The 22,503-nt window shown below is 65.1% G+C and carries 18 protein-coding genes; 8 read left to right on the top strand and 10 right to left on the bottom strand.

What is annotated here, in order from left to right; all coding sequences use genetic code 11:
- The first annotated feature begins 212 nt into the window (after window positions 1-212).
- From mdtD to yccS, 4 genes are all read left to right on the top strand, one after another.
- On the top strand, window positions 213-1,640 hold the full coding sequence (mdtD, locus tag IX761_RS11855; RefSeq protein ID WP_194789777.1) for a multidrug transporter subunit MdtD: 1,428 nt from the start codon (window positions 213-215) through the stop codon (window positions 1,638-1,640).
- Between the two features lie 112 nt (window positions 1,641-1,752).
- Window positions 1,753-3,090 carry an ATP-dependent RNA helicase DbpA gene (dbpA, locus tag IX761_RS11860; RefSeq protein ID WP_267241130.1) on the top strand — a complete coding sequence of 446 codons (1,338 nt, stop codon included), beginning with the start codon at window positions 1,753-1,755 and terminating at the stop codon, window positions 3,088-3,090.
- 128 nt (window positions 3,091-3,218) lie between these two features.
- Entirely contained in the window at window positions 3,219-4,400 is a 1,182-nt protein-coding gene (locus IX761_RS11865; protein WP_194789779.1) for an NAD(P)/FAD-dependent oxidoreductase, read from the top strand.
- 213 nt (window positions 4,401-4,613) lie between these two features.
- On the top strand, window positions 4,614-6,797 hold the full coding sequence (gene yccS / locus IX761_RS11870; RefSeq protein ID WP_194789780.1) for a YccS family putative transporter: 2,184 nt from the start codon (window positions 4,614-4,616) through the stop codon (window positions 6,795-6,797).
- 156 nt (window positions 6,798-6,953) lie between these two features.
- On the opposite strand, the gene IX761_RS11875 is transcribed toward yccS, so the two are convergent.
- The gene (locus IX761_RS11875) at window positions 6,954-7,691 is read right to left on the bottom strand and encodes a substrate-binding periplasmic protein (protein ID WP_194789781.1); all 738 of its coding nucleotides are present in this window, start codon (window positions 7,689-7,691) and stop codon (window positions 6,954-6,956) included.
- A gap of 223 nt (window positions 7,692-7,914) precedes the next feature.
- Between IX761_RS11875 and IX761_RS11880 the strand changes: the two genes are divergently transcribed.
- Window positions 7,915-8,367, top strand: a complete 453-nt coding sequence (locus IX761_RS11880; protein WP_194789782.1) for a GNAT family N-acetyltransferase — start codon at window positions 7,915-7,917, stop codon at window positions 8,365-8,367.
- Window positions 8,368-8,510: 143 nt separating this feature from the next.
- On the opposite strand, the gene IX761_RS11885 is transcribed toward IX761_RS11880, so the two are convergent.
- From IX761_RS11885 to tkt, 9 genes are all read right to left on the bottom strand, one after another.
- Window positions 8,511-8,813 (bottom strand): winged helix-turn-helix domain-containing protein, encoded by a 303-nt coding sequence (locus IX761_RS11885; RefSeq protein WP_110994181.1) that lies wholly within the window; start codon window positions 8,811-8,813, stop codon window positions 8,511-8,513.
- A gap of 14 nt (window positions 8,814-8,827) precedes the next feature.
- Window positions 8,828-9,328 (bottom strand): M48 family metallopeptidase, encoded by a 501-nt coding sequence (locus IX761_RS11890; protein WP_194789783.1) that lies wholly within the window; start codon window positions 9,326-9,328, stop codon window positions 8,828-8,830.
- Between the two features lie 39 nt (window positions 9,329-9,367).
- Entirely contained in the window at window positions 9,368-11,485 is a 2,118-nt protein-coding gene (locus IX761_RS11895; protein WP_194789784.1) for a putative bifunctional diguanylate cyclase/phosphodiesterase, read from the bottom strand.
- Between the two features lie 431 nt (window positions 11,486-11,916).
- Complete coding sequence (gene fba / locus IX761_RS11900; protein WP_194789785.1) at window positions 11,917-12,981, bottom strand: class II fructose-bisphosphate aldolase; 1,065 nt, start codon at window positions 12,979-12,981, stop codon at window positions 11,917-11,919.
- Between the two features lie 99 nt (window positions 12,982-13,080).
- Window positions 13,081-13,410 carry an MliC family protein gene (locus tag IX761_RS11905; RefSeq protein ID WP_194789786.1) on the bottom strand — a complete coding sequence of 110 codons (330 nt, stop codon included), beginning with the start codon at window positions 13,408-13,410 and terminating at the stop codon, window positions 13,081-13,083.
- Window positions 13,411-13,568: 158 nt separating this feature from the next.
- Window positions 13,569-13,820 carry a hypothetical protein gene (locus tag IX761_RS11910; protein WP_416366774.1) on the bottom strand — a complete coding sequence of 84 codons (252 nt, stop codon included), beginning with the start codon at window positions 13,818-13,820 and terminating at the stop codon, window positions 13,569-13,571.
- Window positions 13,820-14,983 carry a phosphoglycerate kinase gene (locus IX761_RS11915; RefSeq protein ID WP_194789788.1) on the bottom strand — a complete coding sequence of 388 codons (1,164 nt, stop codon included), beginning with the start codon at window positions 14,981-14,983 and terminating at the stop codon, window positions 13,820-13,822. The genes IX761_RS11910 and IX761_RS11915 overlap by 1 nt, the downstream gene beginning before the upstream one ends.
- 12 nt (window positions 14,984-14,995) lie before the next feature.
- On the bottom strand, window positions 14,996-16,057 hold the full coding sequence (gene epd / locus IX761_RS11920) for an erythrose-4-phosphate dehydrogenase (protein ID WP_194789789.1): 1,062 nt from the start codon (window positions 16,055-16,057) through the stop codon (window positions 14,996-14,998).
- Window positions 16,058-16,187: 130 nt separating this feature from the next.
- Complete coding sequence (tkt, locus tag IX761_RS11925) at window positions 16,188-18,185, bottom strand: transketolase (protein ID WP_194789790.1); 1,998 nt, start codon at window positions 18,183-18,185, stop codon at window positions 16,188-16,190.
- A gap of 253 nt (window positions 18,186-18,438) precedes the next feature.
- Here tkt and IX761_RS11930 point away from each other — a divergent pair, with 253 nt between their 5' ends.
- The 3 genes from IX761_RS11930 (at window position 18,439) to ligB (ending at window position 22,456) form a co-directional block, all read left to right on the top strand.
- Window positions 18,439-19,437 (top strand): ArsR/SmtB family transcription factor, encoded by a 999-nt coding sequence (locus tag IX761_RS11930; protein ID WP_194789791.1) that lies wholly within the window; start codon window positions 18,439-18,441, stop codon window positions 19,435-19,437.
- 12 nt (window positions 19,438-19,449) lie between these two features.
- Complete coding sequence (metK, locus tag IX761_RS11935) at window positions 19,450-20,640, top strand: methionine adenosyltransferase (protein ID WP_194789792.1); 1,191 nt, start codon at window positions 19,450-19,452, stop codon at window positions 20,638-20,640.
- Between the two features lie 145 nt (window positions 20,641-20,785).
- Window positions 20,786-22,456 carry an NAD-dependent DNA ligase LigB gene (ligB, locus tag IX761_RS11940; protein WP_416366773.1) on the top strand — a complete coding sequence of 557 codons (1,671 nt, stop codon included), beginning with the start codon at window positions 20,786-20,788 and terminating at the stop codon, window positions 22,454-22,456.
- Window positions 22,457-22,503: the final 47 nt, after the last annotated feature.

Consider the following 22,503-nt stretch of genomic DNA (forward strand, 5'->3'; position numbering starts at 1 on the left):
GGAGCGCACGACATTTGTAGGAGCGGCCTTGTGTCGCGAAAGGGCTGCGCAGCGGCCCCGGAATACAGGTGGAAACGCAAAAAACTGGGGCCGCCTTGCGGCCCTTTCGCGACACAAGGCCGCTCCTACAATGAACGGCGTGCGCTGACCCTGTGGGAGCCGGCTTGCCGGCGATGAGGCCGGCACAGGCAAACAGCAGAATTGAGATAACCATGTCCGATCGCGCACCACTGGACCCCGTCACCGCCCGCTGGATCCCCTGGGTGGTGGCCATCGCCTTCTTCATGCAGTCACTGGACGGCACCATCCTCAACACCGCGCTGCCGGCCATGGCCCGCTCGCTGGCCGAGGACCCGCTGCGCATGCAGGGGGTGATCATCGCCTACATGCTCACCGTGGCCCTGCTGATCCCGGCTTCGGGCTGGATCGCCGACCGCTTCGGCACCAAGCGCATCTTCTTCAGCGCCATCCTGCTGTTCAGCTTCGGCTCGCTGCTGTGTGCCATGGCCAACAGCCTCGGTTTCCTGATCTTCGCCCGCGTGGTGCAAGGCCTGGGCGGGGCGCTGATGCTGCCGGTCGGGCGGCTGGTGGTGCTGCGCGCCTACCCGCGTAGCGAGCTGGTGCGGATCATGAGTTTCATCACCATCCCCGGCCTGCTCGGTCCTCTGCTGGGGCCAACCCTTGGCGGCTGGCTGGTGGAGATCCTCACCTGGCACTGGATCTTCCTGCTCAACCTGCCCGTCGGCGCCCTCGGGTGCTATGCGGTGTGGAAATTCATCCCTGACTTGCGCGGCGCCGAGCGCACCCGCTTCGACGGCCCGGGCTTCTTGCTGTTCGGTGCGGCGATGGTACTGATCACCATCGCCATGGAGGGCCTGGGCGAACTGCACCTGCCACACCTGCGGGTGATGCTGTTGCTGTTCGCCGGCATGGCCTGCCTGGCCGCCTACTGGCTGCGTGCCGGGCGCGACCCCGAGCCGCTGTTCTCGCCGTCGCTGTTCCGCGTGCGCACCTTCGCCATCGGCATCCTTGGCAACCTGTTCGCCCGCCTGGGCAGCGGCGCCCTGCCCTTCCTGGTGCCGTTGCTGCTGCAAGTGGCGCTGGGCTACTCGCCGGCCCAGGCGGGGATGAGCATGATCCCGCTGGCGGCAGCGGCGATGCTCGCCAAGTCGGTCGCCCGGCCGCTGATCGAGCGCCTGGGCTACCGCATCGTGCTCACCGGCAACACCCTGTTGCTGGGGATCCTGCTGGCCAGCCTGGGGCTGGTCGACGAGCAGACGCCCTATGCCCTGCTGCTGGTGCAGCTGGCATTGCTGGGGGCGGTGAACTCGATGCAGTTCACGGCGATGAACACGGTGACCCTGATCGACCTCGACGATGCCAGCGCCAGCAGCGGCAACAGCCTGCTGTCGGTGGTCGCGCAGCTGTCGCTGAGCCTGGGCGTGGCCTGTGCCGGTGCGCTGCTCGGAGGCTTTACCGCGGCGGGCAGCGCCGAAGGCGTGGAAAGCACGCTGGGGGCGTTCCAGCTGACCTTCGTGACCATTGGCGTGATGGCCATGCTGGCGGCGGCGATCTTCCTGCAACTGGCACCGACAGACGGAAGGCGCGCCCGTCGTCCGGAAGAGCACGTCGAGTCGTAGGGCGAATGGCCATGAGGCTGGTAGACTGTGCGACATTTTTCGCTTCGCACCGCAGGCCCGCCTCGTGACCGTTGAAACCACCGCCTTTGCCACCCTCCCGCTGTCCACCGCCATGCTGGCCAACCTGGACGCCCTGGGCTATGCCTCGATGACCCCGATCCAGGCCCAGAGCCTGCCGGTCATCCTCAAGGGCCAGGACCTGATCGCCCAGGCCAAGACCGGCAGCGGCAAGACCGCCGCCTTCGGCATCGGCCTGCTCAACCCGATCAACCCGCGCTACTTCGGGTGCCAGGCGCTGGTGCTGTGCCCTACCCGCGAACTGGCCGACCAGGTCGCCAAGGAGCTGCGCCGCCTGGCCCGCGCCGAGGACAACATCAAGATCCTCACCCTGTGCGGCGGCGTGTCGCTGGGCCCGCAGATCGCCTCGCTGGAGCACGGCGCGCACATCATCGTCGGCACTCCGGGGCGCATCCAGCAGCACCTGGACAAGGGCACCCTGGTACTCGACGGCCTCAACACCCTGGTGCTCGACGAAGCCGACCGCATGCTCGACATGGGCTTCTTCGACGCCATCGCCAGCATCATCGGCAAGACCCCGTCGCGCCGCCAGACCCTGCTGTTCTCGGCCACCTACCCGGCCGGCATCGAGCAGCTGGCCAAGGCCTTCATGCGCCAGCCGCAGCAGGTCAAGGTCGAGGCGCTGCACAGCGACAGCCAGATCGAACAGCGTTTCATCGAGATCGACCCGCAACAGCGCCTGGAAGCGGTGACCCGCGTGCTCGGCCACTACCGCCCGCAGTCCTGCGTTGCGTTCTGCTTCACCAAGCAGCAGTGCGAGGATGTGGTCGCCCACCTGACCGCCAAAGGCATCGTCGCCCAGGCCCTGCACGGCGACCTGGAACAACGCGACCGCGACCAGGTGCTGACCATGTTCGCCAACCGCAGCAGCTCGGTGCTGGTGGCCACCGACGTGGCCGCCCGCGGCCTGGACATCGACGGCCTGGACCTGGTCATCAACGTTGAGCTGGCGCGCGACGCCGAGATCCACGTGCACCGCGTCGGCCGTACCGGCCGTGCCGGTGAAAAAGGCGTGGCGATCAGCCTGGTGGCCCCGGCCGAGGGCTACCGCGCCCAGGCCATCGAAGACCTGCAAAAGCAGCCGCTGCGCTGGGAACAGCTGGACAACCTGAAGAACAAAGGCGGTGAGCCGCTGCTGCCGGCGATGACCACCCTGTGCATTGGCGCCGGGCGCAAGGACAAGCTGCGCCCGGGCGACATCCTCGGTGCGCTGACCGGCGATGCCGGGTTGCCGGGAAAGCAGGTGGGCAAGATCGCCATCTTCGACTTCGTCGCGTTCGTGGCGGTGGAGCGGGCGGTGGCCAAGCAGGCCATGCAACGCCTGAACAGCGGCAAGATCAAAGGCCGCGCGCTGAAAGTCCGCATTATCTAAAGCCAGGCAAGGTCCCTGTGGGAGCGGGCTTGCCCGCGAATAGGGCAGTGCATGCACCATCGCATTCGCGGGCAAGCCCGCTCCCACAGGTTCAGCGCTCCCATGACGAATCCAGATAGGTTTACACCGTGCACTCCACCGACGTGATCATCCTCGGCGCCGGCGCCGCCGGCCTGATGTGCGCCCAGCTCACCGCCAAACGCGGCCGCCGGGTGCTGGTGCTCGACCACGCCAACAAGCCGGGCAAGAAGATCCTCATGTCCGGCGGCGGGCGCTGCAACTTCACCAACATGTACACCGAGCCGGCCAACTTCCTCTCGCACAACCCGCACTTCTGCAAGTCGGCGCTGGCCCGCTACACCCAGTGGGACTTCATCGAGCTGGTGTGCAAGCACGGCGTGCCGTACCACGAGAAAAAGCTCGGCCAGCTGTTCTGCGACAACAAGTCCAGCGACATCCTCGACATGCTACTGGCCGAGTGCGACGAGGCCGGTGCCGAGCTGCGCATGAACACCAGCATCGAACAGATCGAGAAAACCGAGGGCGGCTACCGCCTGCAGACCAGCGCCGGCCCGTTCGCCTGCCAGTCGCTGGTGATCGCCACCGGCGGCCTGTCGATCCCGACCCTGGGTGCCACCGGCTTCGGCTATCAGGTGGCCCGCCAGTTCGGCCACGAATTGCTGCCGACCCGCGCCGGCTTGGTGCCGTTCACCATCACCGAGCCCCAGCTCAAGGCACTGTGCAGCGAGCTGTCCGGCACCTCGCTGGACTGCACCGCCAGCTGCAACGGCGTCAGCTTCCGCGAGAACCTGCTGTTCACCCACCGCGGCCTGAGCGGCCCGGCGATCCTGCAGATTTCGTCGTTCTGGGAGGCCGGCGACACTGTCGAGATCAACCTGTTGCCCGACCGTGATGCCCTGGAGTGGTTGCAGGGCCAGCAGGTCGAGCGGCCCAACAGCGAGCTGAAGACCGTGCTGGGCGAAGTGTTCACCCGCAAGCTGGCCAACCTGCTGGCCGAGCAGTGGTTCGAATCCAAGCCACTGAAGCAGTACACCCCGGCGGAACTGGCCGAGGTCGCCGACAAACTGGCGGCCTGGCAGGTGGTGCCAGCGGGCACCGAGGGCTATCGCACCGCCGAGGTGACTCTGGGTGGCGTGGACACCCGTGAGGTGTCGTCCAAGACCATGGAATCGCTGAAGAGCCCAGGGTTGTATTTCATCGGCGAGGTGTTGGATGTGAGCGGGCACTTGGGCGGGTTCAACTTCCAGTGGGCCTGGGCTTCGGCCAACGCTGCGGCGCAGTTCGTGTAGAGTAGAATCCATTCAGCAGCACGGAACGCTTCTTGCTGGTCTGTGCTGGAGTGCCGTTTTTTTGGGGGCTGCTGTGCAGCCCTTTCGCGGCACAAGGCCGCTCCTACAGGAGATCGCGTACCTCTGTAGGAGCAGCCTTGTGTCGCGAAAGGGCCGCAAAGCGGCCCCCGACGGCCTCGAAAGGTATTCATCTGCTCACAGCCCAGGGCCAACATGTCATCGAGCTCGTTCCGCCATTCCTTGCGTCGCCTGTGGGGCCAAGACAAGTTCAGCTACGCCATCCGCGTAACCATCGCCCTCACCGGCAGCATGGCCTGGTGCTGGTTCCAGAACGAGATGAGCCTGCTGATCCCGCTGTTCCTCGGCATCATCGCCAGCGCCCTGGCCGAAACCGATGACGGCTGGCAAGGCCGCCTGAGCGCCCTGCTGGTCACCCTCGGCTGCTTCGCCATCGCCGCCCTGTCGGTGGAGCTGCTGTTCCCCTACCCCTGGATCTTCGCCGTGGCCCTGGCCCTGGCGGCCTTCGGCCTGACCATGCTGGGTGCGCTGGGCGAGCGCTACGGGGCCATCGCCTCGGCAACCCTGATCCTGTCGGTGTACACCATGATCGGGGTCGACCAGCGCGGCGGCGAAGTCAGCGATTTTTGGCACGAGCCGTTGCTACTGGTGGCCGGCGCCGCCTGGTACGGGCTGCTGTCGGTGCTGTGGCAGGCGCTGTTCTCCAACCAGCCGGTGCAGCAGAGCCTGGCCAAGTTGTTCTACGAGCTGGGCAGCTACCTCAAGCTCAAGGCCAGCCTGTTCGAGCCGATCCGTGGCCTCGACGTCGAAGCCACACGCCTGGAGCTGGCCAAGCAGAACGGCAAGGTGGTGGCCGCGCTCAACGCCGCCAAGGAAATCATCCTGCACCGGGTGGGCAACAGCCAACCCAACTCCAAGGTCAGCCGCTACCTCAAGCTGTACTTCCTGGCCCAGGACATCCACGAGCGGGTCAGCGCCTCGCACTACCCGTACAACGCCCTTACCGAGGCCTTCTTCCACAGCGACGTGATGTTCCGCTGCCAGCGCCTGCTGCGCAAACAGGGGGCCTCGTGCCAGGAACTGGCCCGGTCGATTCGCCTGCGCCAACCCTTCGTGCTCGCCAGCGGCTACCCCGAGGCGCTGGAAGACCTGAATGCTTCGCTGGAACACCTGCGCGAGCAGAACAACCCGGCCTGGCGCAGCCTGCTGCGCTCGCTGCGGGCCCTGGCCGCCAACCTGGCCACGCTGGACCGCCTGTTGGGCGCCGCGAGCAACCCGGACAGCCTGGCCGACGCCAGCGACAGCAGCCTGCTCGACCGCTCGCCGCGTAACTTCAAGGACGTCTGGAAGCGCCTGCGCACCCAGCTCACCCCCACCTCGTTGCTGTTCCGCCACGCGCTGCGCCTGTCGCTGGCGCTGTCGGTGGGCTACGGCATGGTGCACCTGATCCACCCGACACAGGGCTACTGGATCATCCTCACCACCTTGTTCGTCTGCCAACCCAACTACGGGGCTACGCGGCGCAAGCTGGGGCAGCGGATGATCGGTACGGCCATTGGCCTGACCGTGGGCTGGGCGCTGTTCGACCTGTTCCCCAACCCGTTGATGCAGTCCGCGTTCGCGGTGGTGGCCGGGGTGGTGTTCTTCGTCAACCGCACCACCCGCTACACCCTGGCCACAGCGGCCATCACCCTGATGGTGCTGTTCTGCTTCAACCAGACCGGCGACGGCTACGGGCTGTTCCTGCCACGCCTGTTCGATACCCTGGTCGGCAGCCTGATCGCCATCCTCGCGGTGTTCCTGTTCCTGCCCGACTGGCAGGGGCGGCGGCTGAACAAGGTGCTGGGCAACACCCTGGCCTGCGCCAGCGAGTACCTGCGCCAGATCATGCAGCAGTACGCCCACGGCAAGCGTGACGACCTCGCCTACCGCCTGGCCCGGCGCAACGCCCACAACGCCGACGCGGCGCTGTCCACCACCCTGGCCAACATGCTCATGGAGCCGGGGCACTTCCGCAAGGAGGCCGACGTGGGCTTCCGTTTCCTGGTGCTGTCGCACACGCTGCTCAGCTACCTCTCGGGGCTGGGCGCGCACCGCGACACCGCACTGCCGGCCGAAGTGCACGAGCAACTGATCGATGGCGCCGGGCGAACCCTGGCCGCCAGCCTCGATGAGATCGCCAACGGACTGGCAGCGCGGTTGCCGGTGGCGATCCACAGCGATGCCGAGGAGGCCCTGGCCGACGCGTTGGAGCAGATGCCCGAGGAGCTCGATGAACATCAGCGCCTGGTGCAGACCCAGCTGGCGCTGATCTGCCGCCAGCTAGGGCCGCTGCGCACGCTGGCGGGGCACCTGATCAAGGAAGGCGAGCCCGTGTAGGAGCGGCCTTGCCGGAGCGCCGGACCGGTCGGAAAGGGCCGCGAAGCGGCCCCAGCAATCGGCGCGTCAACGCTGAAATCCTTGGGGCCGCGTTGCGGCCCTTTCCGGCCGGTCCGGCGCCCCGGCAAGGCCGCTCCTACAGGGACCGCGCAGCTTTCAGAAGCCGTGCTGACGTAACAAGCGGGCGTAGCTGCCGTCGACCTTCATCGCCGCGATGGCCTTCTCGAATCGTGCGACGACCTGCTGGTGCTGCGGGTGCTTGAGGCTCACCAGGATATGCAGGCTGTTCTCCCCCAGCGGCGGGTCGACGAAACTCACCGCTTCACGCACCTGAGGCGGTTCGCGCTGCAGGTTGTAGCGCGCCACGTATTCATCCTCCACCGCCAGGTTGACCCTGCCCGCCGCGAGCATGCGCACCGCCGACGAAAAGTTGCGCACCAGCACCTTGTTCAGGCGCTCGTCGCTGTCGAAGGCCGGGGAATAGGCATAGTCGCGCACTACGGCGATGCTGTAGGGGTAGAGGTCGGCCTGGCGCTTGTAGTTGAAGGTTTCGCCCTCGCGCTTGAGCAGGCGGATGCGGTTGGTCAGGTAGGCGCCAGAGAACTGCCCGATCTGTGTGCGTTCGTCGTTGTACCAGGCGTTGACCAGCACGTCATAGCGCCCCTCGCCGATGCCCATCAACGCCCTGGCCCAGGGCACTTCCTCGTAGGCCGTGACGTAGCCGGCACGGTTCAGCGCGGTGGTGACGATGCTGGTGGCCAGGCCGCCGCCAGGCATGGCGCTGTCGGTGAAGGGCGGCCAGGTATCGGCCACCAGGCGCAGTTTCTGCTCGGCGGACGCCGGCAGCAGCCACACCATGCCCAGTAATCCAAGAACGCAAAGCAGTGGCCGCATGCTCAAATCCTTTCGCAGTGGGGGGCACACGCTGAATCTGGCGATCTCAACTGCAACAGAGCCTGCAGATTACACAAGCCGCTCCCCGGCGACAGCGGACAATAATGTCATTTAGCCTCTATTTTGGCCGAACCGCTGGCGACGTGATTTGCAGCAACTGCGGCCTCGTCCCGAGCGGCTGGATTTGCGATGATCGGACGCCTCATCCAAGGAGCTCACAGCCATGTCCATCGAGTGGATCTGCAAACACCACACCGACCTCGGCAAGGAACAACTCTATGCCATCCTGCAGCTGCGCACGGCGGTGTTCGTGGTCGAACAGCGCTGCGCCTACCAGGAGGTCGACGGGCAGGATTTGAGCGGCGACACCCTGCACCTGATGGGCTGGCAGGACGACAAGCTGGTGGCGTACCTGCGCCTGCTCGACCCGCAGTCACAAGGTGGCGACGTGGTGATCGGGCGTGTGGTGACCGCAGCGGATGCACGTGGTGGCGGCCTGGGCCATCAGTTGCTGCTCAAGGGGCTGGAGGCCGCCGAGCATTGCTGGGCGGGGACACCGGTTTACCTCTCGGCGCAGGCGCATCTGCAGGGTTACTACGCCCGGCATGGTTTCGTGGCGGTGGGCGAGGAATACCTGGAAGACGATATTCCCCACATCGGCATGCGCAAGGGTTGATTGCTCAGCATCAACCCTGTGGGAGCGGCTTCAGCCGCGAAGCTGGCACCGAAGTGAGTGGCACGGGCTTCGCCCGTGTTCGCGGGGCAAGCCCGCTCCCACAAGGATCGCGCCAGCTTCTGGATTTTCAGCAAGGCGGCCCTTCACGGGTAACCCAGCACATCCCTGATCTGGCGCAGGTGCTGGATGATCCACTGCTTGTCGATCGCTCCCCAGTCGCGAATGCGGTAATGCCCGGCATGGTTGCGGGCACCGCTCTGCTGCTCGAACTCACAAACGATATCCAGGTCGGCCAAGGCGGCGATGGTGTCCTGGGCGGTGCGTCGAGGCATGCCGGTGGCCTCCATCAACGCCGGCACGCTGGTGGCGGTCTGGCTGTCGATCAGCCAGGCCACGTACAGGCGGCGGTAGAAGCTGCTGCGGGTCTTGCTCACTTCCGTGGTCATCTGCTGCTTGTCCCTCAGGTATTGCCTGGCAGCTCCCGATAAGTCAGGTAGACGCGCAGGTCGAATTCCAGTTGATGGTAGTCCGGCTCCATGTGCTGGCAGAGCTGGTAGAACGCCTTGTTGTGATCGCGCTCTTTCAAGTGTGCCAGTTCGTGCACCACGATCATGCGCAGGAATTGCGGTGCCGCCTCCTTGAACAGGGCGGCGACGCGGATCTCTTTCTTGGCCTTGAGCTTGCCGCCCTGCACCCGCGAAACGGCGGTGTTCAGGCCGAGGGCGCGATGGGTGAGGTCCAGGCGGTTGTCGAACAGCACCTTGTCCAGCGGCGGCGCGCTGCGCAGGTATTGCTGCTTGAGGTCCTGGGCATACTGGTACAGCGCCTTGTCGTTCTGCACCGCATGCTGCCCGGGGTAGCGCTGCTCGAGGTAGGCACCCAGGCGATCGCTGGCGATCAGCTGGCGCACCTGCTCTTGCAGGTGCGGCGGGTAGGCTTGCAGGTAGCATAATACGGTCATGACAGGCGGGCCGGTACAAGGAGACGCGAGTGTAGCCAATCACGCGCCCCAGGGGTAAATCATCGGAAAATCACCGGCATCGGCAGGCGTCATCGGGCGGGCAACCAGGAACCCTTGTACATAGGCGCAACCAGCACGCTTGAGCCACTCTGCCTGGGCCTGGGTCTCCACGCCTTCGGCGATCACCGTGATGTCGTAGTCGGCGCACAGCGCAATGACGCTGCGTACCAGGGCGATGTCCTGCGCCGAATCCGGCAATCGCGCCACCAGATGGCGGTCGAGCTTGAGGGTGTCGATGGGCAGGTCGCGCAGCATGCGCAGCGAACAGTCGCCCGCGCCGAAATCATCCAGCGCCACGCGGATGCCCAGCGCGCGCAGGCGATGCACCTGCTTCACCGCGGCATCGATGTTGTACATCAGCGAGGTCTCGGCTACCTCGACCTCCAGTTGCGCGGGCTTGAGTCCATATTCGTCGATCACCCGCGCCAGCTCCTCGGGGAGGCCGGGCATGGCGAACTGCGCGCGGCTCAGGCTGATCCCCAGCACCAGCCCGGTGCCGAAGCGCTCATCCCACGCTCTTCGCTGGGCCGCGCCCTTGCGATAGATCCAGCTGGCCAGGCGGTTGATCAGCCGAGCCTCCTCCAGCAGCGGAATGAACAACCCCGGCGGCACATCGCCGACGCTGGGGTGCTGCCAGCGCAGCAAGGCCTCGAAGCCACGCAGACGCCCGTCGGCAAACGCCACCTGGGGCTGGTAGACCAGGTTGAAGTCGTGCTGCTCGATTGCCGCACGCACACCGTCCTCGAGCATCAACCGTGAGCGGGCGCGGCCGTTCAGTTCCTGGTCATAGAAACGGTATTGCTGGCGCCCCGCCTGCTTGGCCGCGTACATCGCGGCGTCGGCCGCGCGCAGCAGGCCCTCGACAGTGGCACCGCAGTCCGGGTAGGTGGCGATGCCGATGCTCACCCCCAGGCTGACGTCCAGGCCATCCACCTCCTGCAAGCCCGACATGCGCTCCAGCAATTGCTCGGCGTAACGCCCGGCCTGTTCCGGGTAGGGCAAACCGTCGAACAACGCCGTGAACTCATCGCCGCCCATGCGCGCCAGCAACGCTTCACTGCCCAGGCAATCCTTGAGCTGCTCCCCGACCCAGCGCAACACCTTGTCACCTGCCTCATGGCCCAGCAGGTCGTTGATCCGCTTGAAGCCGTCCAGGTCCATGTACATCAGGGCCTGGGCCTTGTCCGAGCGCTCGTTGCGCAACAACGCGCCTTCGGCGGCCTGGTAGAAGCCACGGCGGTTGAGCAACCCGGTCAGCGGGTCGGTTACCGCCTGGTACTCCAGCTGCTGATGCAGGCTGCGCACCACCGACATGTCCAGCACCGTCACCACCATGGCCTTTTGTTCAACCGGCAGCGGCGCGCAGGAAAGCGCCACCGGTACCAACTGACCATGCACCGTACGCAGTTGGGCGTCGTGGACACGGAAGATCTGCCGGCCGAGGTAGGCCTGGTAGAAGTCCGACTCACGCCACAGGTTGGCGCAAGGCAGCTGGATCAGGTCCAGCACATGGGCACCTTGCAACCTGTCCACCGGGGCATCGAGCAGCCGCGAGATTGCGGGGTTGGCGAAACCGATGGTGCCGGCCTCGTCCACCACCAGAATGCCTTCGGCGGCGTTTTCCAGGATCGAGCCGTTGAACGCCCTGGCGGCTTCCAGCTCGCGGGTCAGGCGCTGCAACATGCGCCGGTTATGCTGCTGCTCGAGCAGGGCCTGTACCTTGGGTTTGAGGATCTGCGGGTCGAAGGGTTTGAACAGGTAGTCCACCGCGCCACTGGCATAGCCCTTGAGCACCGCGGCCTCGGACTGTTCGTTGGCGGTGAGGAAGATGATCGGGGTCAGCCGGGTGCGCTGGCTGCCGCGCATCAACCGGGCGACTTCGAATCCGTCCATCTCGGGCATCTGCACGTCGAGCAGCACCAGGTCGACTTCGTGTTCGAGCAACGCGCTCAGGGCTTCCATCCCGGAGCTTGCGGTCAACACTTGCCAGTCCTGACGGGCGAGCAACGCCCGCATGCTGATGAGGTTTTCCGGATAGTCGTCTACGACCAGCAGAACCGACCGGCTGTCCGGTATTTGTGTGTGAGCGACATCCATGCTGCTTCTCTTGTAAGCCAGACTACGACCCACGATTGGATCCGATCTTTACTCTAGACAGGGCGAGCGAAGACGCAATGCGCGCAGATGGCGATACGCCATCGAAATTGATGGTAGCCGACTAACGGTACATGCGCAGGAAGAAGACCAAGAACTTGCAGGATCAATCCTGCAGGAGCAACGGTCTTGCGCAGACCTCTGTAGGAGCGGCCTTGTGCCGCGAAAGGGGTGCGCAGCGCCCCCAAGATCTTGAGTACGCCCAAGATCGCCGGGGCCGCTTTGCGGCCCTTTCGCGACACAAGGCCGCTCCTACAGAGGGCTGAGCTGGACAGTTGCTCCCACAGACCTGCAAGACCGCAGCAGGGTTTCGCCTGGATACGGGCACAAAAAAACCCGCATCTTTGCGGGTTTTCTTGTGCAACGGCGCCGGATCAGTTGACCTTGGCCACCAGCTCGCCCTTGGCGTAGCGCTGGAACATGCCTTCAAGCGAGATCGGCTTGATCTTCGAGGCATTGCCGGCGGTGCCGAAGGCTTCGTAGCGGGCGATGCACACGTCGCGCATGGCCTTGACGGTTTCACCGAAGAACTTGCGTGGGTCGAACTCGCTCGGGTTCTGCGCCATCAGGCGACGCATGGCACCGGTGGAAGCCAGGCGCAGGTCAGTGTCGATGTTGACCTTGCGCACGCCGTACTTGATGCCTTCGACGATCTCTTCGACCGGCACGCCGTAGGTCTCTTTGATGTCACCGCCGTACTGGTTGATGATCGCCAGCCACTCTTGCGGCACCGAGGAGGAACCGTGCATCACCAGGTGGGTGTTGGGGATGCGCTTGTGGATTTCCTTGATGCGGTCGATCGCCAGCACGTCGCCGGTAGGCGGCTTGGTGAACTTGTAGGCACCGTGGCTGGTACCGATGGCGATGGCCAGGGCGTCGACTTGGGTTTTCTTGACGAAGTCGGCGGCTTCTTCAGGGTCGGTCAGCATCTGGCTGTGATCGAGCACGCCTTCGGCGCCGATGCCGTCTTCTTCACCGGCCATGCCGGTTTCCAGCGAACCCAGGCAGCCCAGCTCGCCTTCTACCGAAACGCCGCAGGCGTGGGCCATGGCCACGGTCTGCTGGGTCACACGGACGTTGTACTCGTAGTCGGTCGGGGTCTTGCCGTCTTCACCGAGCGAGCCGTCCATCATCACCGAGCTGAAGCCCAGCTGGATCGAGCGCTGGCACACATCAGGGCTGGTGCCGTGGTCCTGGTGCATGCACACCGGGATGTGCGGGAACTCTTCGATGGCCGCCAGGATCAGGTGGCGCAGGAACGGGGCACCGGCATATTTGCGGGCGCCTGCCGAAGCCTGGACGATGACCGGGGAGTTGGTCTTGTCGGCGGCTTCCATGATGGCGCGCATCTGCTCGAGGTTGTTGACGTTGAAAGCTGGAACGCCGTAACCGAACTCGGCGGCGTGGTCCAGCATCTGGCGCATGCTAATGAGTGCCATGGTGTATCTCTCTCCCGACAAGCGTCGTTGTGTCTTGCAAGCCTGCCGCAGGGGCGGTTGCTGTTCAAGTAGTGTGGGCCATCGTCGTGGCCCGGCCAGTCACGGTGCCTTGCAGCCCCGCCCAATCAGATCGTTGGTTGCCACCCAGTACACCAGGCCTTCCTGGCCTTTGGTATGGAAGGCCAGCACGCCATCGCTGTACAGCGCGCCCGAGGCGCCCGGCTCGGCCTTGAGCCGGTAGACCTGGTCGCCGCCGCCAAGGCGCACGTCGACCGCATCCTGTTTCGCATCGGCGAAGCGCCACAGCACCTCGGCCTGGCTGTCGCAGACCCAGCGGGTCCAAGTGTCCGCCGGGGCGGGTTGGGCAGGTTGCAGCAACGAGCAGCCTGCCAGGGTCGCCAGGGCCAGAGCGGCCAGAAGCGCTTTCATTAAACATCCTCGCAGCAGGCCTGCTGTATCAGCCTCATCGCGGGGCAAGCCCGCTCCCACGCATTCAACGTGGGAGCAGGCTTGCCCCGCGATGAGGCCGCAGCGGCAGACCCAATGTCCAAGACCACGAAACCCCAGTTAGGTTGCCTACCACCCGATCAAGGGCAGCCCGGCGCCTTGCGCTGGTGCTCGTCGTCATACTTTTCCAGGCCGTCCGGGCCCAGGCGCTTGTTGATCACCGGTGCCGTCTCCGCCTGCCACTGGGACTGGTAGCACCCTCCCTTGGGCGGCTGCGCCGGATCGGCCTCGTTGCCCTTGTTGCTGGAGCAGGCGCCCAGTAACAAGGCCACGATCATCACAGGCAATTGCTTGACCATCGGCTCGCTCCCTTTGCCAGGCGCCGTTTCAATCAGGCCTTGGCTCGCTCTTCCAGGATTGCCACGGCCGGCAGAACCTTGCCCTCGACGAACTCGAGGAACGCACCGCCACCGGTGGAAATGTAGGAGATATCCTTGCTGACGCCATATTTGTCGATGGCTGCCAGGGTGTCGCCACCACCAGCGATGGAGAACGCGGCGCTGTCGGCGATGGCCTGGGCCAGCACCTTGGTGCCGTTGCCGAACTGGTCGAATTCGAACACACCGACCGGGCCGTTCCACAGGATGGTCTGCGACGACTTCAGCAGTTCGGCGAAGTTGGCAGCGGTCTGTGGGCCGATGTCGAGGATCATGTCGTCAGCCGCCACGTCGGCGATGGCCTTGACGGTGGCTTCGGCGCTTTCAGCGAATTCCTTGGCAACCACCACGTCGACCGGCAGCGGCACGTTGACCTTGGCGGCGATGGCCTTGGCGGTGTCGACCAGGTCGGCTTCGTACAGCGACTTGCCCACCGGGTGACCGGCAGCGGCGAGGAAGGTGTTGGCAATGCCGCCGCCGACGATCAGCAGGTCGCACACGGTGCTCAGGCTGTTCAGCACGTCCAGCTTGGTCGATACCTTGGAGCCGGCGACGATGGCCGCCATCGGCTTGGCCGGGGCCTTCAGGGCCTTGCCCAGGGCGTCCAGCTCGGCGGCCAGCAGCGGGCCGGCAGCTGCGACTTTGGCGAACTTGGCCACGCCATGGGTGGAACCCTCGGCGCGGTGGGCGGTGCCGAAGGCGTCCATCACGAACACATCGCACAGGGCAGCATACTGCTGCGCCAGCTCGTCGGCGTTCTTCTTCTCGCCCTTGTTGAAGCGCACGTTTTCGAACAGCACGATGTCACCGGCCTTGACCTCGACGCCGCCCAGGTAGTCGGCGACCAGCGGCACTTCGCGGCCCAGGGCCTTGCTCAGGTAGTCGGCGACCGGCTTGAGGCTGTTCTCGGCCGAAAACTCGCCTTCGGTCGGGCGGCCCAGGTGCGAGCAGACCATTACCGCCGCGCCCTTTTCCAGGGCCAGCTTGATGGTCGGCAGCGCGGCCAGGATACGCGCATCGCTGGCGACCACGCCGTCCTTCACAGGCACGTTGAGGTCTTCGCGGATCAGTACGCGCTTACCTTGCAGGTCGAGGTCGGTCATCTTCAACACGGTCATGAATGCAGTCCTTCAGGGCTGTTTGCTGCGGGTGGGGTGGACGACGTGCAGATAGTGTTCGGCAACGTCGAGCATACGGTTGGCGAACCCCCATTCGTTGTCGAACCAGGCCAGCAGGTTCACCAGGCGAGGGCCGGAAACGCGGGTCTGGCTGGCATCGACGATGGCCGAATGCGGGTCATGGTTGAAATCACAGCTGGCGTGGGGCAGCTCGGTGTAGGCCAGCAAGCCTTTGAGCGGGCCATCCAGGGCGGCCTCGCGCAGCACCCGGTTGACCTCGGCCGCGCTGGTGTCGCGGGCGGTCTGCAGGGTGATGTCCAGGCACGACACATTGACGGTCGGCACGCGTACCGCTTTGGCCTGGATTCGCCCGGCAAGTTCCGGCAGCAGGCGCTCGATACCCCGGGCAAGCCCGGTGGACACCGGGATCACCGACTGGAACGCCGAACGGGTACGGCGCAGGTCTTCGTGGTGATAGGCGTCGATCACCGGCTGGTCGTTCATTGCCGAATGGATGGTGGTGATCTGCACGTATTCGATGCCGAACGCCTGGTCCAGCACCCGCAGCAACGGCACGCCGCAGTTGGTGGTGCAGGAGGCATTCGACACCAGCAACTCACTGCCGGTCAGACAATCCTGGTTCACGCCGTAGACCACCGTGGCGTCGACGTCGGCTTCGCTGGCCATGGGCTGCGAGAACAGCACGCGCGGCGCGCCGGCATCAAGAAAGCGTTGGCCATCGGCGCGGGTGTTGTAGGCACCGGAGCACTCGAGCACCAGGTCGATGCCCAGCGCGGCCCAGTCGATGCCTTCGGGGGTGGCACTGCGCAGTACTTTCACGCAGTCGCCATTGATGTGCAGACAGTCGCCGTCGACCTTCACCTCGCCGGGGAAACGCCCGTGGGTGGAGTCGAAGCGCGTCAGGTACTCCAGGCTGGCCTGGTCGGCCAGGTCGTTCAGCGCGACGATCTCGAAACCGGCCTTCGCCCCCCGCTCGAACAGTGCGCGCAGGACACAGCGGCCGATGCGGCCGTAACCGTTGAGTGCAACTTTGTAGGGACGCGGGTGGGGCATTCGATACTCACGTGACAAGTGCGTTGAACGACCATCGCGGGGCAAGCCCGCTCCCACAAGGCACCTTGATGCCTTGTGGGAGCGGGCTTGCCCCGCGATCAGGTGGGAGGCACATGGTCTCCCGGATACATCAGTCTTCCAGCAGCTCTTCAGCGGTACCCAGGATGTTGTCCAGGGTGAAGCCGAACTCTTCGAACAGCGCGCTGGCCGGCGCCGACTCACCGTAGGTGGTCATGCCGATCACGCGGCCTTCGAGGCCGACGTACTTGTACCAGAAGTCCGCGTGGGCGGCTTCGATGGCGATGCGCGCACCGACCTGCAGTGGCAGTACCGACTGCTTGTAGGCTGCGTCCTGGGCGTCGAACACGCTGGTGCTCGGCATCGACACCACGCGGACCTTGCGGCCCTGCTCGGTCAGTTTGTCGAAGGCCTGGACGGCCAGGCCCACTTCGGAACCGGTGGCGATCAGGATCAGCTCAGGCTCACCGGCGCAGTCTTTGAGCACGTAACCGCCACGGGCGATGTCGGCGATCTGCTGGGCGTCGCGGTCCTGGTGCTGCAGGTTCTGACGCGAGAAGATCAGCGCCGATGGGCCATCCTTGCGCTCCAGGGCGGCTTTCCAGCTGACGGCGGATTCGACCGCGTCGGCCGGGCGCCAGGTGTCCAGGTTTGGCGTGCTGCGCAGGCTGGTCAGCTGCTCGATCGGCTGGTGGGTCGGGCCGTCTTCGCCCAGGCCGATGGAGTCGTGGGTGTAGACGTGGATCACGCGCTGCTTCATCAGTGCCGACATGCGCACGGCGTTGCGAGCGTATTCCATGAACATCAGGAAGGTCGCGCCGTACGGGACCAGGCCGCCGTGCAGGGCGACGCCGTTCATGATCGCGGTCATGCCGAATTCGCGCACGCCGTAGAACACGTAGTTGCCGCTGGCGTCATTGGCTTCGACGCCCTTGCAGCCTTTCCACAGGGTGAGGTTGGAGCCGGCCAGGTCGGCCGAACCACCGAGGAATTCAGGCAGCAGCGGGCCGAAGGCGTTCAGGGCGTTCTGGCTGGCCTTGCGGCTGGCGATGGTCTCGCCCTTGGCGGCGACTTCGGCGATGTAGGCAGCGGCTTTCTCCGAGAAGTCAGCCGGCAGCTCGCCACTCAGGCGACGCTTGAGTTCGCTGGCCAGTTCAGGGAAGGCGGCGGCATAGGCATCGAAACGCTTGTTCCACTCGGCTTCGACCTTGGCGCCAGCTTCCTTGGCATCCCACTCGGCCTGGATGTCGGCCGGGATTTCGAACGGGCCGTGGTTCCAGTTCAGTTCTTTGCGGGCCAGAGCGATTTCGTCGTTGCCCAGCGGAGCACCGTGGCAGTCTTCCTTGCCCTGCTTGTTTGGCGAACCGAAGCCGATGATGGTCTTGCAGCAGATCAGGGTCGGACGGTCGCTCTTGCGCGCGGTCTCGATGGCGGTCTTGATCTCGTCGGCGTCGTGGCCATTGACGTTGCGGATCACCAGCCAGTTGTAGGCCTCGAAGCGCTTCGGCGTGTCATCGGTGAACCAGCCGTGCACTTCACCGTCGATGGAAATGCCGTTGTCGTCGTAGAAGGCGACCAGCTTGTTCAGGCCCAGGGTGCCGGCCAGCGAGGCGACTTCGTGGGAGATGCCTTCCATCATGCAGCCGTCGCCGAGGAACACGTAGGTGTTGTGGTCGACGATGTTGTGGCCTTCACGGTTGAACTGGGCACCCAGCACTTTTTCCGCCAGGGCGAAGCCCACGGCGTTGGCCAGGCCCTGGCCCAGCGGGCCGGTGGTGGTTTCGACGCCTGGGGTGTAGCCGAACTCCGGGTGGCCCGGGGTGCGGCTGTGCAACTGGCGGAACGACTTGAGGTCGTCGATGGTGACGTCGTAGCCGGTCAGGTGCAGCAGCGAATAGATGAGCATGGAGCCGTGGCCGTTGGACAGCACGAAGCGGTCACGGTCGGCGAAGCTCGGGTTGCTCGGGTTGTGCTTCAGGTAGTCGCGCCAAAGCACTTCGGCGATATCCGCCATGCCCATGGGGGCACCTGGGTGGCCGCTGTTGGCCTTTTGCACGGCATCCATGCTGAGGGCACGAATGGCGTTGGCACGTTCACGACGGCTGGGCATCGCTGAGTCTCCTGGGGCTTGAATAGGTGGTGAAACGAAAAAAGGCGGCCATTTTCGCCCACTGGGGGGGCCGGGGGCAATGACGGATGGTCGCAGTCGGGCATTTTTCCTGTGATTGGCCGGGTATTTGGGTAAAAACAGCGGGAACCGTTAACCCTCGAAGCAACCATCGAAGCCCCGCCCATCAGGCAATATCAAAACTTTTTGATATTGCTATTGCGATGAAAGCATTGCCTGTCTAGACTCCCGCCCCATGAATCTTCGCGCCCCCATTCCACTTCTAAGCAGCGAGACGCTGGCCGCCCTGTGCAAGGCCAGCGGCGACCCGTTGCGCCTGAATGTATTGCGGGCACTGGCCAGCGACTCGTTCGGCGTGCTGGAGCTGGCGCAGATCTTCGACATCGGCCAGTCCGGCATGAGCCACCACCTCAAGGTGCTGGCCCAGGCCGAGCTGGTGGCGACCCGCCGTGAAGGCAACGCGATCTTTTACCGCCGCGCCCTGCCCGACAGCCTGAAACCTGGCGGGCGCCTGCACACGGCGCTGCTGGAGGAGGTCGATGACCTGGCCCTGCCGCAGGACGTTCAGGCGCGTATCGCCCAAGTGCAACAGCGCCGCGCCGCCACCAGCCAGGATTTTTTCCTGCGCGTGGAAGAAAAATTCCGCGCCCAGCAAGACCTCATCGCCGGCCTGCCGCAGTACCGCGACAGCCTGCTGGCGCTGCTCGACAAGCTGAGCTTCGCCAGCGATGCCAGCGCCCTGGAAGTCGGCCCGGGCGATGGCGGTTTCCTGCCAGACCTGGCCCGGCGTTTCGCCCAGGTCACGGCCATGGACAACAGCCCGACCATGCTCGACCTGGCCCGCCAGGTCTGCGAGCGCGACAAGCTGGATAACGTAAACCTGCAGTTGGCCGATGCACTGGGTGCAACGGAGGTGCAAGCCGACTGCGTTGTGCTGAATATGGTCCTGCACCATTTCAGCGACCCGGCCCTGGCCTTGCGCCTGCTGGCCAAACGGGTGAAGGCGGGCGGCAGCCTGCTGGTCACCGAGCTGTGCAGCCATGACCAGGGGTGGGCGCGTGATGCCTGCGGCGACCTCTGGCTTGGTTTCGAACAGGACGACCTGGCCCGTTGGGCCAATGCGGCGGGGCTGGCCCACGGGGACAGCCTCTACGTTGGCTTGCGTAACGGTTTCCAGATCCAGGTCCGGCATTTCCAGCGGGCCGCTGGCGACACACACATCGGTAAATTTTAGGAACCCCTCGAGATGAGCGAATACTCCCTTTTCACTTCCGAGTCCGTGTCCGAAGGGCATCCGGACAAGATCGCCGACCAGATCTCCGACGCAGTGCTGGACGCCATCATCACCCAGGACAAGTTCGCCCGCGTCGCGTGTGAAACCCTGGTCAAGACCGGTGTCGCCATCATCGCCGGCGAAGTCACCACCTCGGCCTGGGTCGACCTGGAAGACATCGTGCGCAAGGTCATCGTCGACATCGGCTACAACAGCTCCGACGTCGGTTTCGATGGCGCCACCTGCGCCGTGATGAACATCATCGGCAAGCAGTCGGTGGACATCGCCCAGGGCGTCGACCGCAGCAAGCCGGAAGACCAGGGCGCTGGCGACCAGGGCCTGATGTTCGGCTATGCCAGCAACGAAACCGACGTGCTGATGCCCGCCCCGATCTGCTTCTCGCACCGCCTGGTCGAGCGCCAGGCCGAAGCGCGCAAGTCCGGCCTGCTGCCGTGGCTGCGCCCGGACGCCAAGTCGCAGGTCACCTGCCGCTACGAAGGCGGCAAGGTGGTCGGTATCGACGCCGTGGTCCTGTCCACCCAGCACAACCCTGAAGTGTCGCAAAAAGACCTGCAGGAAGCGGTGATGGAGCTGATCGTCAAGCACACCCTGCCGGCCGAACTGCTGCACAAGGACACCCAGTTCCACATCAACCCGACCGGCCAGTTCATCATCGGTGGCCCGGTGGGTGACTGCGGCCTGACCGGCCGCAAGATCATCGTCGACAGCTACGGCGGCATGGCCCGCCACGGTGGCGGCGCGTTCTCCGGCAAGGACCCGTCCAAGGTCGACCGTTCCGCCGCCTACGCCGGCCGCTACGTGGCCAAGAACATCGTAGCCGCAGGCCTGGCCGAGCGTTGCGAGATCCAGGTGTCCTACGCCATCGGCGTGGCCCAGCCTACTTCGATCTCGCTGAACACCTTCGGTACCGGCAAGATCTCCGACGACAAGATCGTCCAGCTGGTGCGCGAGTGCTTCGACCTGCGTCCGTACGCGATCACCACCATGCTCGACCTGCTGCACCCGATGTACCAGGAAACCGCTGCCTACGGTCACTTCGGCCGTACCCCACAGCAGAAGACTGTCGGCGACGACACCTTCACCACCTTCACCTGGGAGCGCACCGACCGCGCCGACGCCCTGCGCGCCGCTGCTGGTCTGTAAGCCTCCTACGGCGGTACAGGAAAGCCCCTGCCGAGTGATCGGCAGGGGCTTTTTTTGTGACATATCGGCATACAACGTGAGGCATCGACAGCGTTGCTCCGCGCCTAGGCTGAGCATTCACCTTCGCCGCGCAAGGATGCCGGGCATGTCGTTCAGGTTGTTGCTTTTCCTGCTGCTATCGCACTTCCCACTGGCCAGCGCCCAATCCTGCCCGGACTGGAGCACAGGGCGGGCCCGCGCTGAGGTCATTGACTTGCGCCAAACGCTGGCGCACTGGGACGACCTCTACCACCGCCAGGGCGTGGCCCTGGTGGCCGACGAGCTCTACGACCAAAGCCGGCAGCGACTCGAACACCTGCTGGGCTGTTTCAAGTTGCCCGGCAATGACACCCCACTGGCGAGTGCTCGCGGCCCCATCCCACACCCCATTCCCCATGTCGGTGTCGACAAGCTCGTCGATGACGAGGCCGTGCGTCGCTGGCTGGAGGGTAGGCAGGCGGTGTGGCTACAGCCGAAAGTCGATGGCGTGGCCGTGTCGCTGATCTTTCGCCAGGGGCTGCTGAGCCAGGTGCTAAGCCGCGGCGACGGCATCCAGGGACATGACTGGAGCCGGCATATCCCCCATCTGAGCGGCATTGTGCGACAGCTGTCGGAGCCGCTGGATGCGGTCTTTCAAGGCGAACTGTACTGGCGCCTGGAAGGCCATGTACAAGCCGCGGCTGGCAGCGTCAATGCGCGCGGCACCGTGGCCGGCCTGCTGGCGCGCAAGCGGTTGAGTGAAGCCGAGGGCGCCGGTATCGGCCTGTTCATCTGGGACTGGCCGGCCGGGCCGAACACCCAGGCCGAACGCCTGGCACGGCTGGCTGCACTGGGATTTAGCGACACCCTGCACCACAGCGTGGCCATTGCCGGCTATGAAGACGCTGCGCGCTGGCGCCAGCACTGGTATCGCAGCGCCCTGCCCTTCGCCACCGACGGCGTGATTCTGCGCCAGGACAGCCGGCCACCGGCAGAACGCTGGCACGCGCAAGCCCCCTACTGGATCGCTGCCTGGAAATACCCGTTTCAGCAAGCGCTGGCGCAGGTCCGCGACGTGCGCTTTCGCATCGGCCGCACCGGGCGTATCACCCCATTGCTGCAGCTCGAACCCCTGCGGCTCGATGACCGGCGTATCAGCCAAGTCAGCCTCGGTTCACTGGCACGCTGGCAGCAACTGGACATTCGCCCAGGCGACCAAGTCGCCATAAGCCTGGCAGGGCTGACCATTCCACGCCTGGAGAGCGTGGTGCACCGTAGCGCACACCGGGCGCCAGTCATCGCGCCTGATCCAGCGCTTCACCATGCCTTGAGCTGCTGGCAGGCCAGCCCAGGCTGCCAGCAACAGTTTCTCGCCCGAGCCACCTGGCTAAGTGGCAAACAGGGCTTGAACATGCCGGGGGCTGGCCCGGGCACATGGCAATTGCTGATCGACAACGGGCAGCTCGGCACCTTGGCCGACTGGTTGGACCTCGACCGAGGCGCCCTGGCGGCGCTACCAGGTATTGCCGATGCCCGCGCCGAGTACCTGCACCAAGCCTTCCTGCATGCGCGCCGGCAGCCATTCGAGCGCTGGTTGCGCGCCCTTGGCGTACCGGCCCCGAAAAGCCTGAGGCTAGGCCCCGACTGGCATACCCTGGCCTCCAGAAACATTGAGCAATGGCTTGCCGAACCCGGTGTCGGCCCTGGCCGAGCCACGCAGTTGCATGGCTTTTTCCAGCATGAACAGGTGCAGAGTCTGGCACTGCGACTGCGCGACCATGCAATCGAGGGTTTCTAATTTGCGCGGATCAGGGCAGCATTTCCCCTTTCCGCTGCCCCGCCCCG

It is taken from the genome of Pseudomonas sp. UFMG81 (genome assembly GCF_015354575.1).
In the GTDB taxonomy this organism is placed as follows: Bacteria; Pseudomonadota; Gammaproteobacteria; order Pseudomonadales; family Pseudomonadaceae; genus Aquipseudomonas.

Bases quoted from the DNA above. Each gene is read 5' to 3' on its own strand.
- IX761_RS11905 (WP_194789786.1), bottom strand. From the start codon at position 13,410: ATGAAAGCGCTTCTGGCCGCTCTGGCCCTGGCGACCCTGGCAGGCTGC.
- ligB (WP_416366773.1), top strand. From the start codon at position 20,786: ATGTCGTTCAGGTTGTTGCTTTTCCTGCTGCTATCGCACTTCCCACTG.
- IX761_RS11880 (WP_194789782.1), top strand. From the start codon at position 7,915: ATGTCCATCGAGTGGATCTGCAAACACCACACCGACCTCGGCAAGGAA.
- IX761_RS11875 (WP_194789781.1), bottom strand. From the start codon at position 7,691: ATGCGGCCACTGCTTTGCGTTCTTGGATTACTGGGCATGGTGTGGCTG.
- IX761_RS11930 (WP_194789791.1), top strand. From the start codon at position 18,439: ATGAATCTTCGCGCCCCCATTCCACTTCTAAGCAGCGAGACGCTGGCC.
- tkt (WP_194789790.1), bottom strand. From the start codon at position 18,185: ATGCCCAGCCGTCGTGAACGTGCCAACGCCATTCGTGCCCTCAGCATG.
- IX761_RS11885 (WP_110994181.1), bottom strand. From the start codon at position 8,813: ATGACCACGGAAGTGAGCAAGACCCGCAGCAGCTTCTACCGCCGCCTG.
- dbpA (WP_267241130.1), top strand. From the start codon at position 1,753: ATGCTGGCCAACCTGGACGCCCTGGGCTATGCCTCGATGACCCCGATC.
- mdtD (WP_194789777.1), top strand. From the start codon at position 213: ATGTCCGATCGCGCACCACTGGACCCCGTCACCGCCCGCTGGATCCCC.
- yccS (WP_194789780.1), top strand. From the start codon at position 4,614: ATGTCATCGAGCTCGTTCCGCCATTCCTTGCGTCGCCTGTGGGGCCAA.
- IX761_RS11915 (WP_194789788.1), bottom strand. From the start codon at position 14,983: ATGACCGTGTTGAAGATGACCGACCTCGACCTGCAAGGTAAGCGCGTA.
- metK (WP_194789792.1), top strand. From the start codon at position 19,450: ATGAGCGAATACTCCCTTTTCACTTCCGAGTCCGTGTCCGAAGGGCAT.
- fba (WP_194789785.1), bottom strand. From the start codon at position 12,981: ATGGCACTCATTAGCATGCGCCAGATGCTGGACCACGCCGCCGAGTTC.
- IX761_RS11895 (WP_194789784.1), bottom strand. From the start codon at position 11,485: ATGGATGTCGCTCACACACAAATACCGGACAGCCGGTCGGTTCTGCTG.
- epd (WP_194789789.1), bottom strand. From the start codon at position 16,057: ATGCCCCACCCGCGTCCCTACAAAGTTGCACTCAACGGTTACGGCCGC.
- IX761_RS11890 (WP_194789783.1), bottom strand. From the start codon at position 9,328: ATGACCGTATTATGCTACCTGCAAGCCTACCCGCCGCACCTGCAAGAG.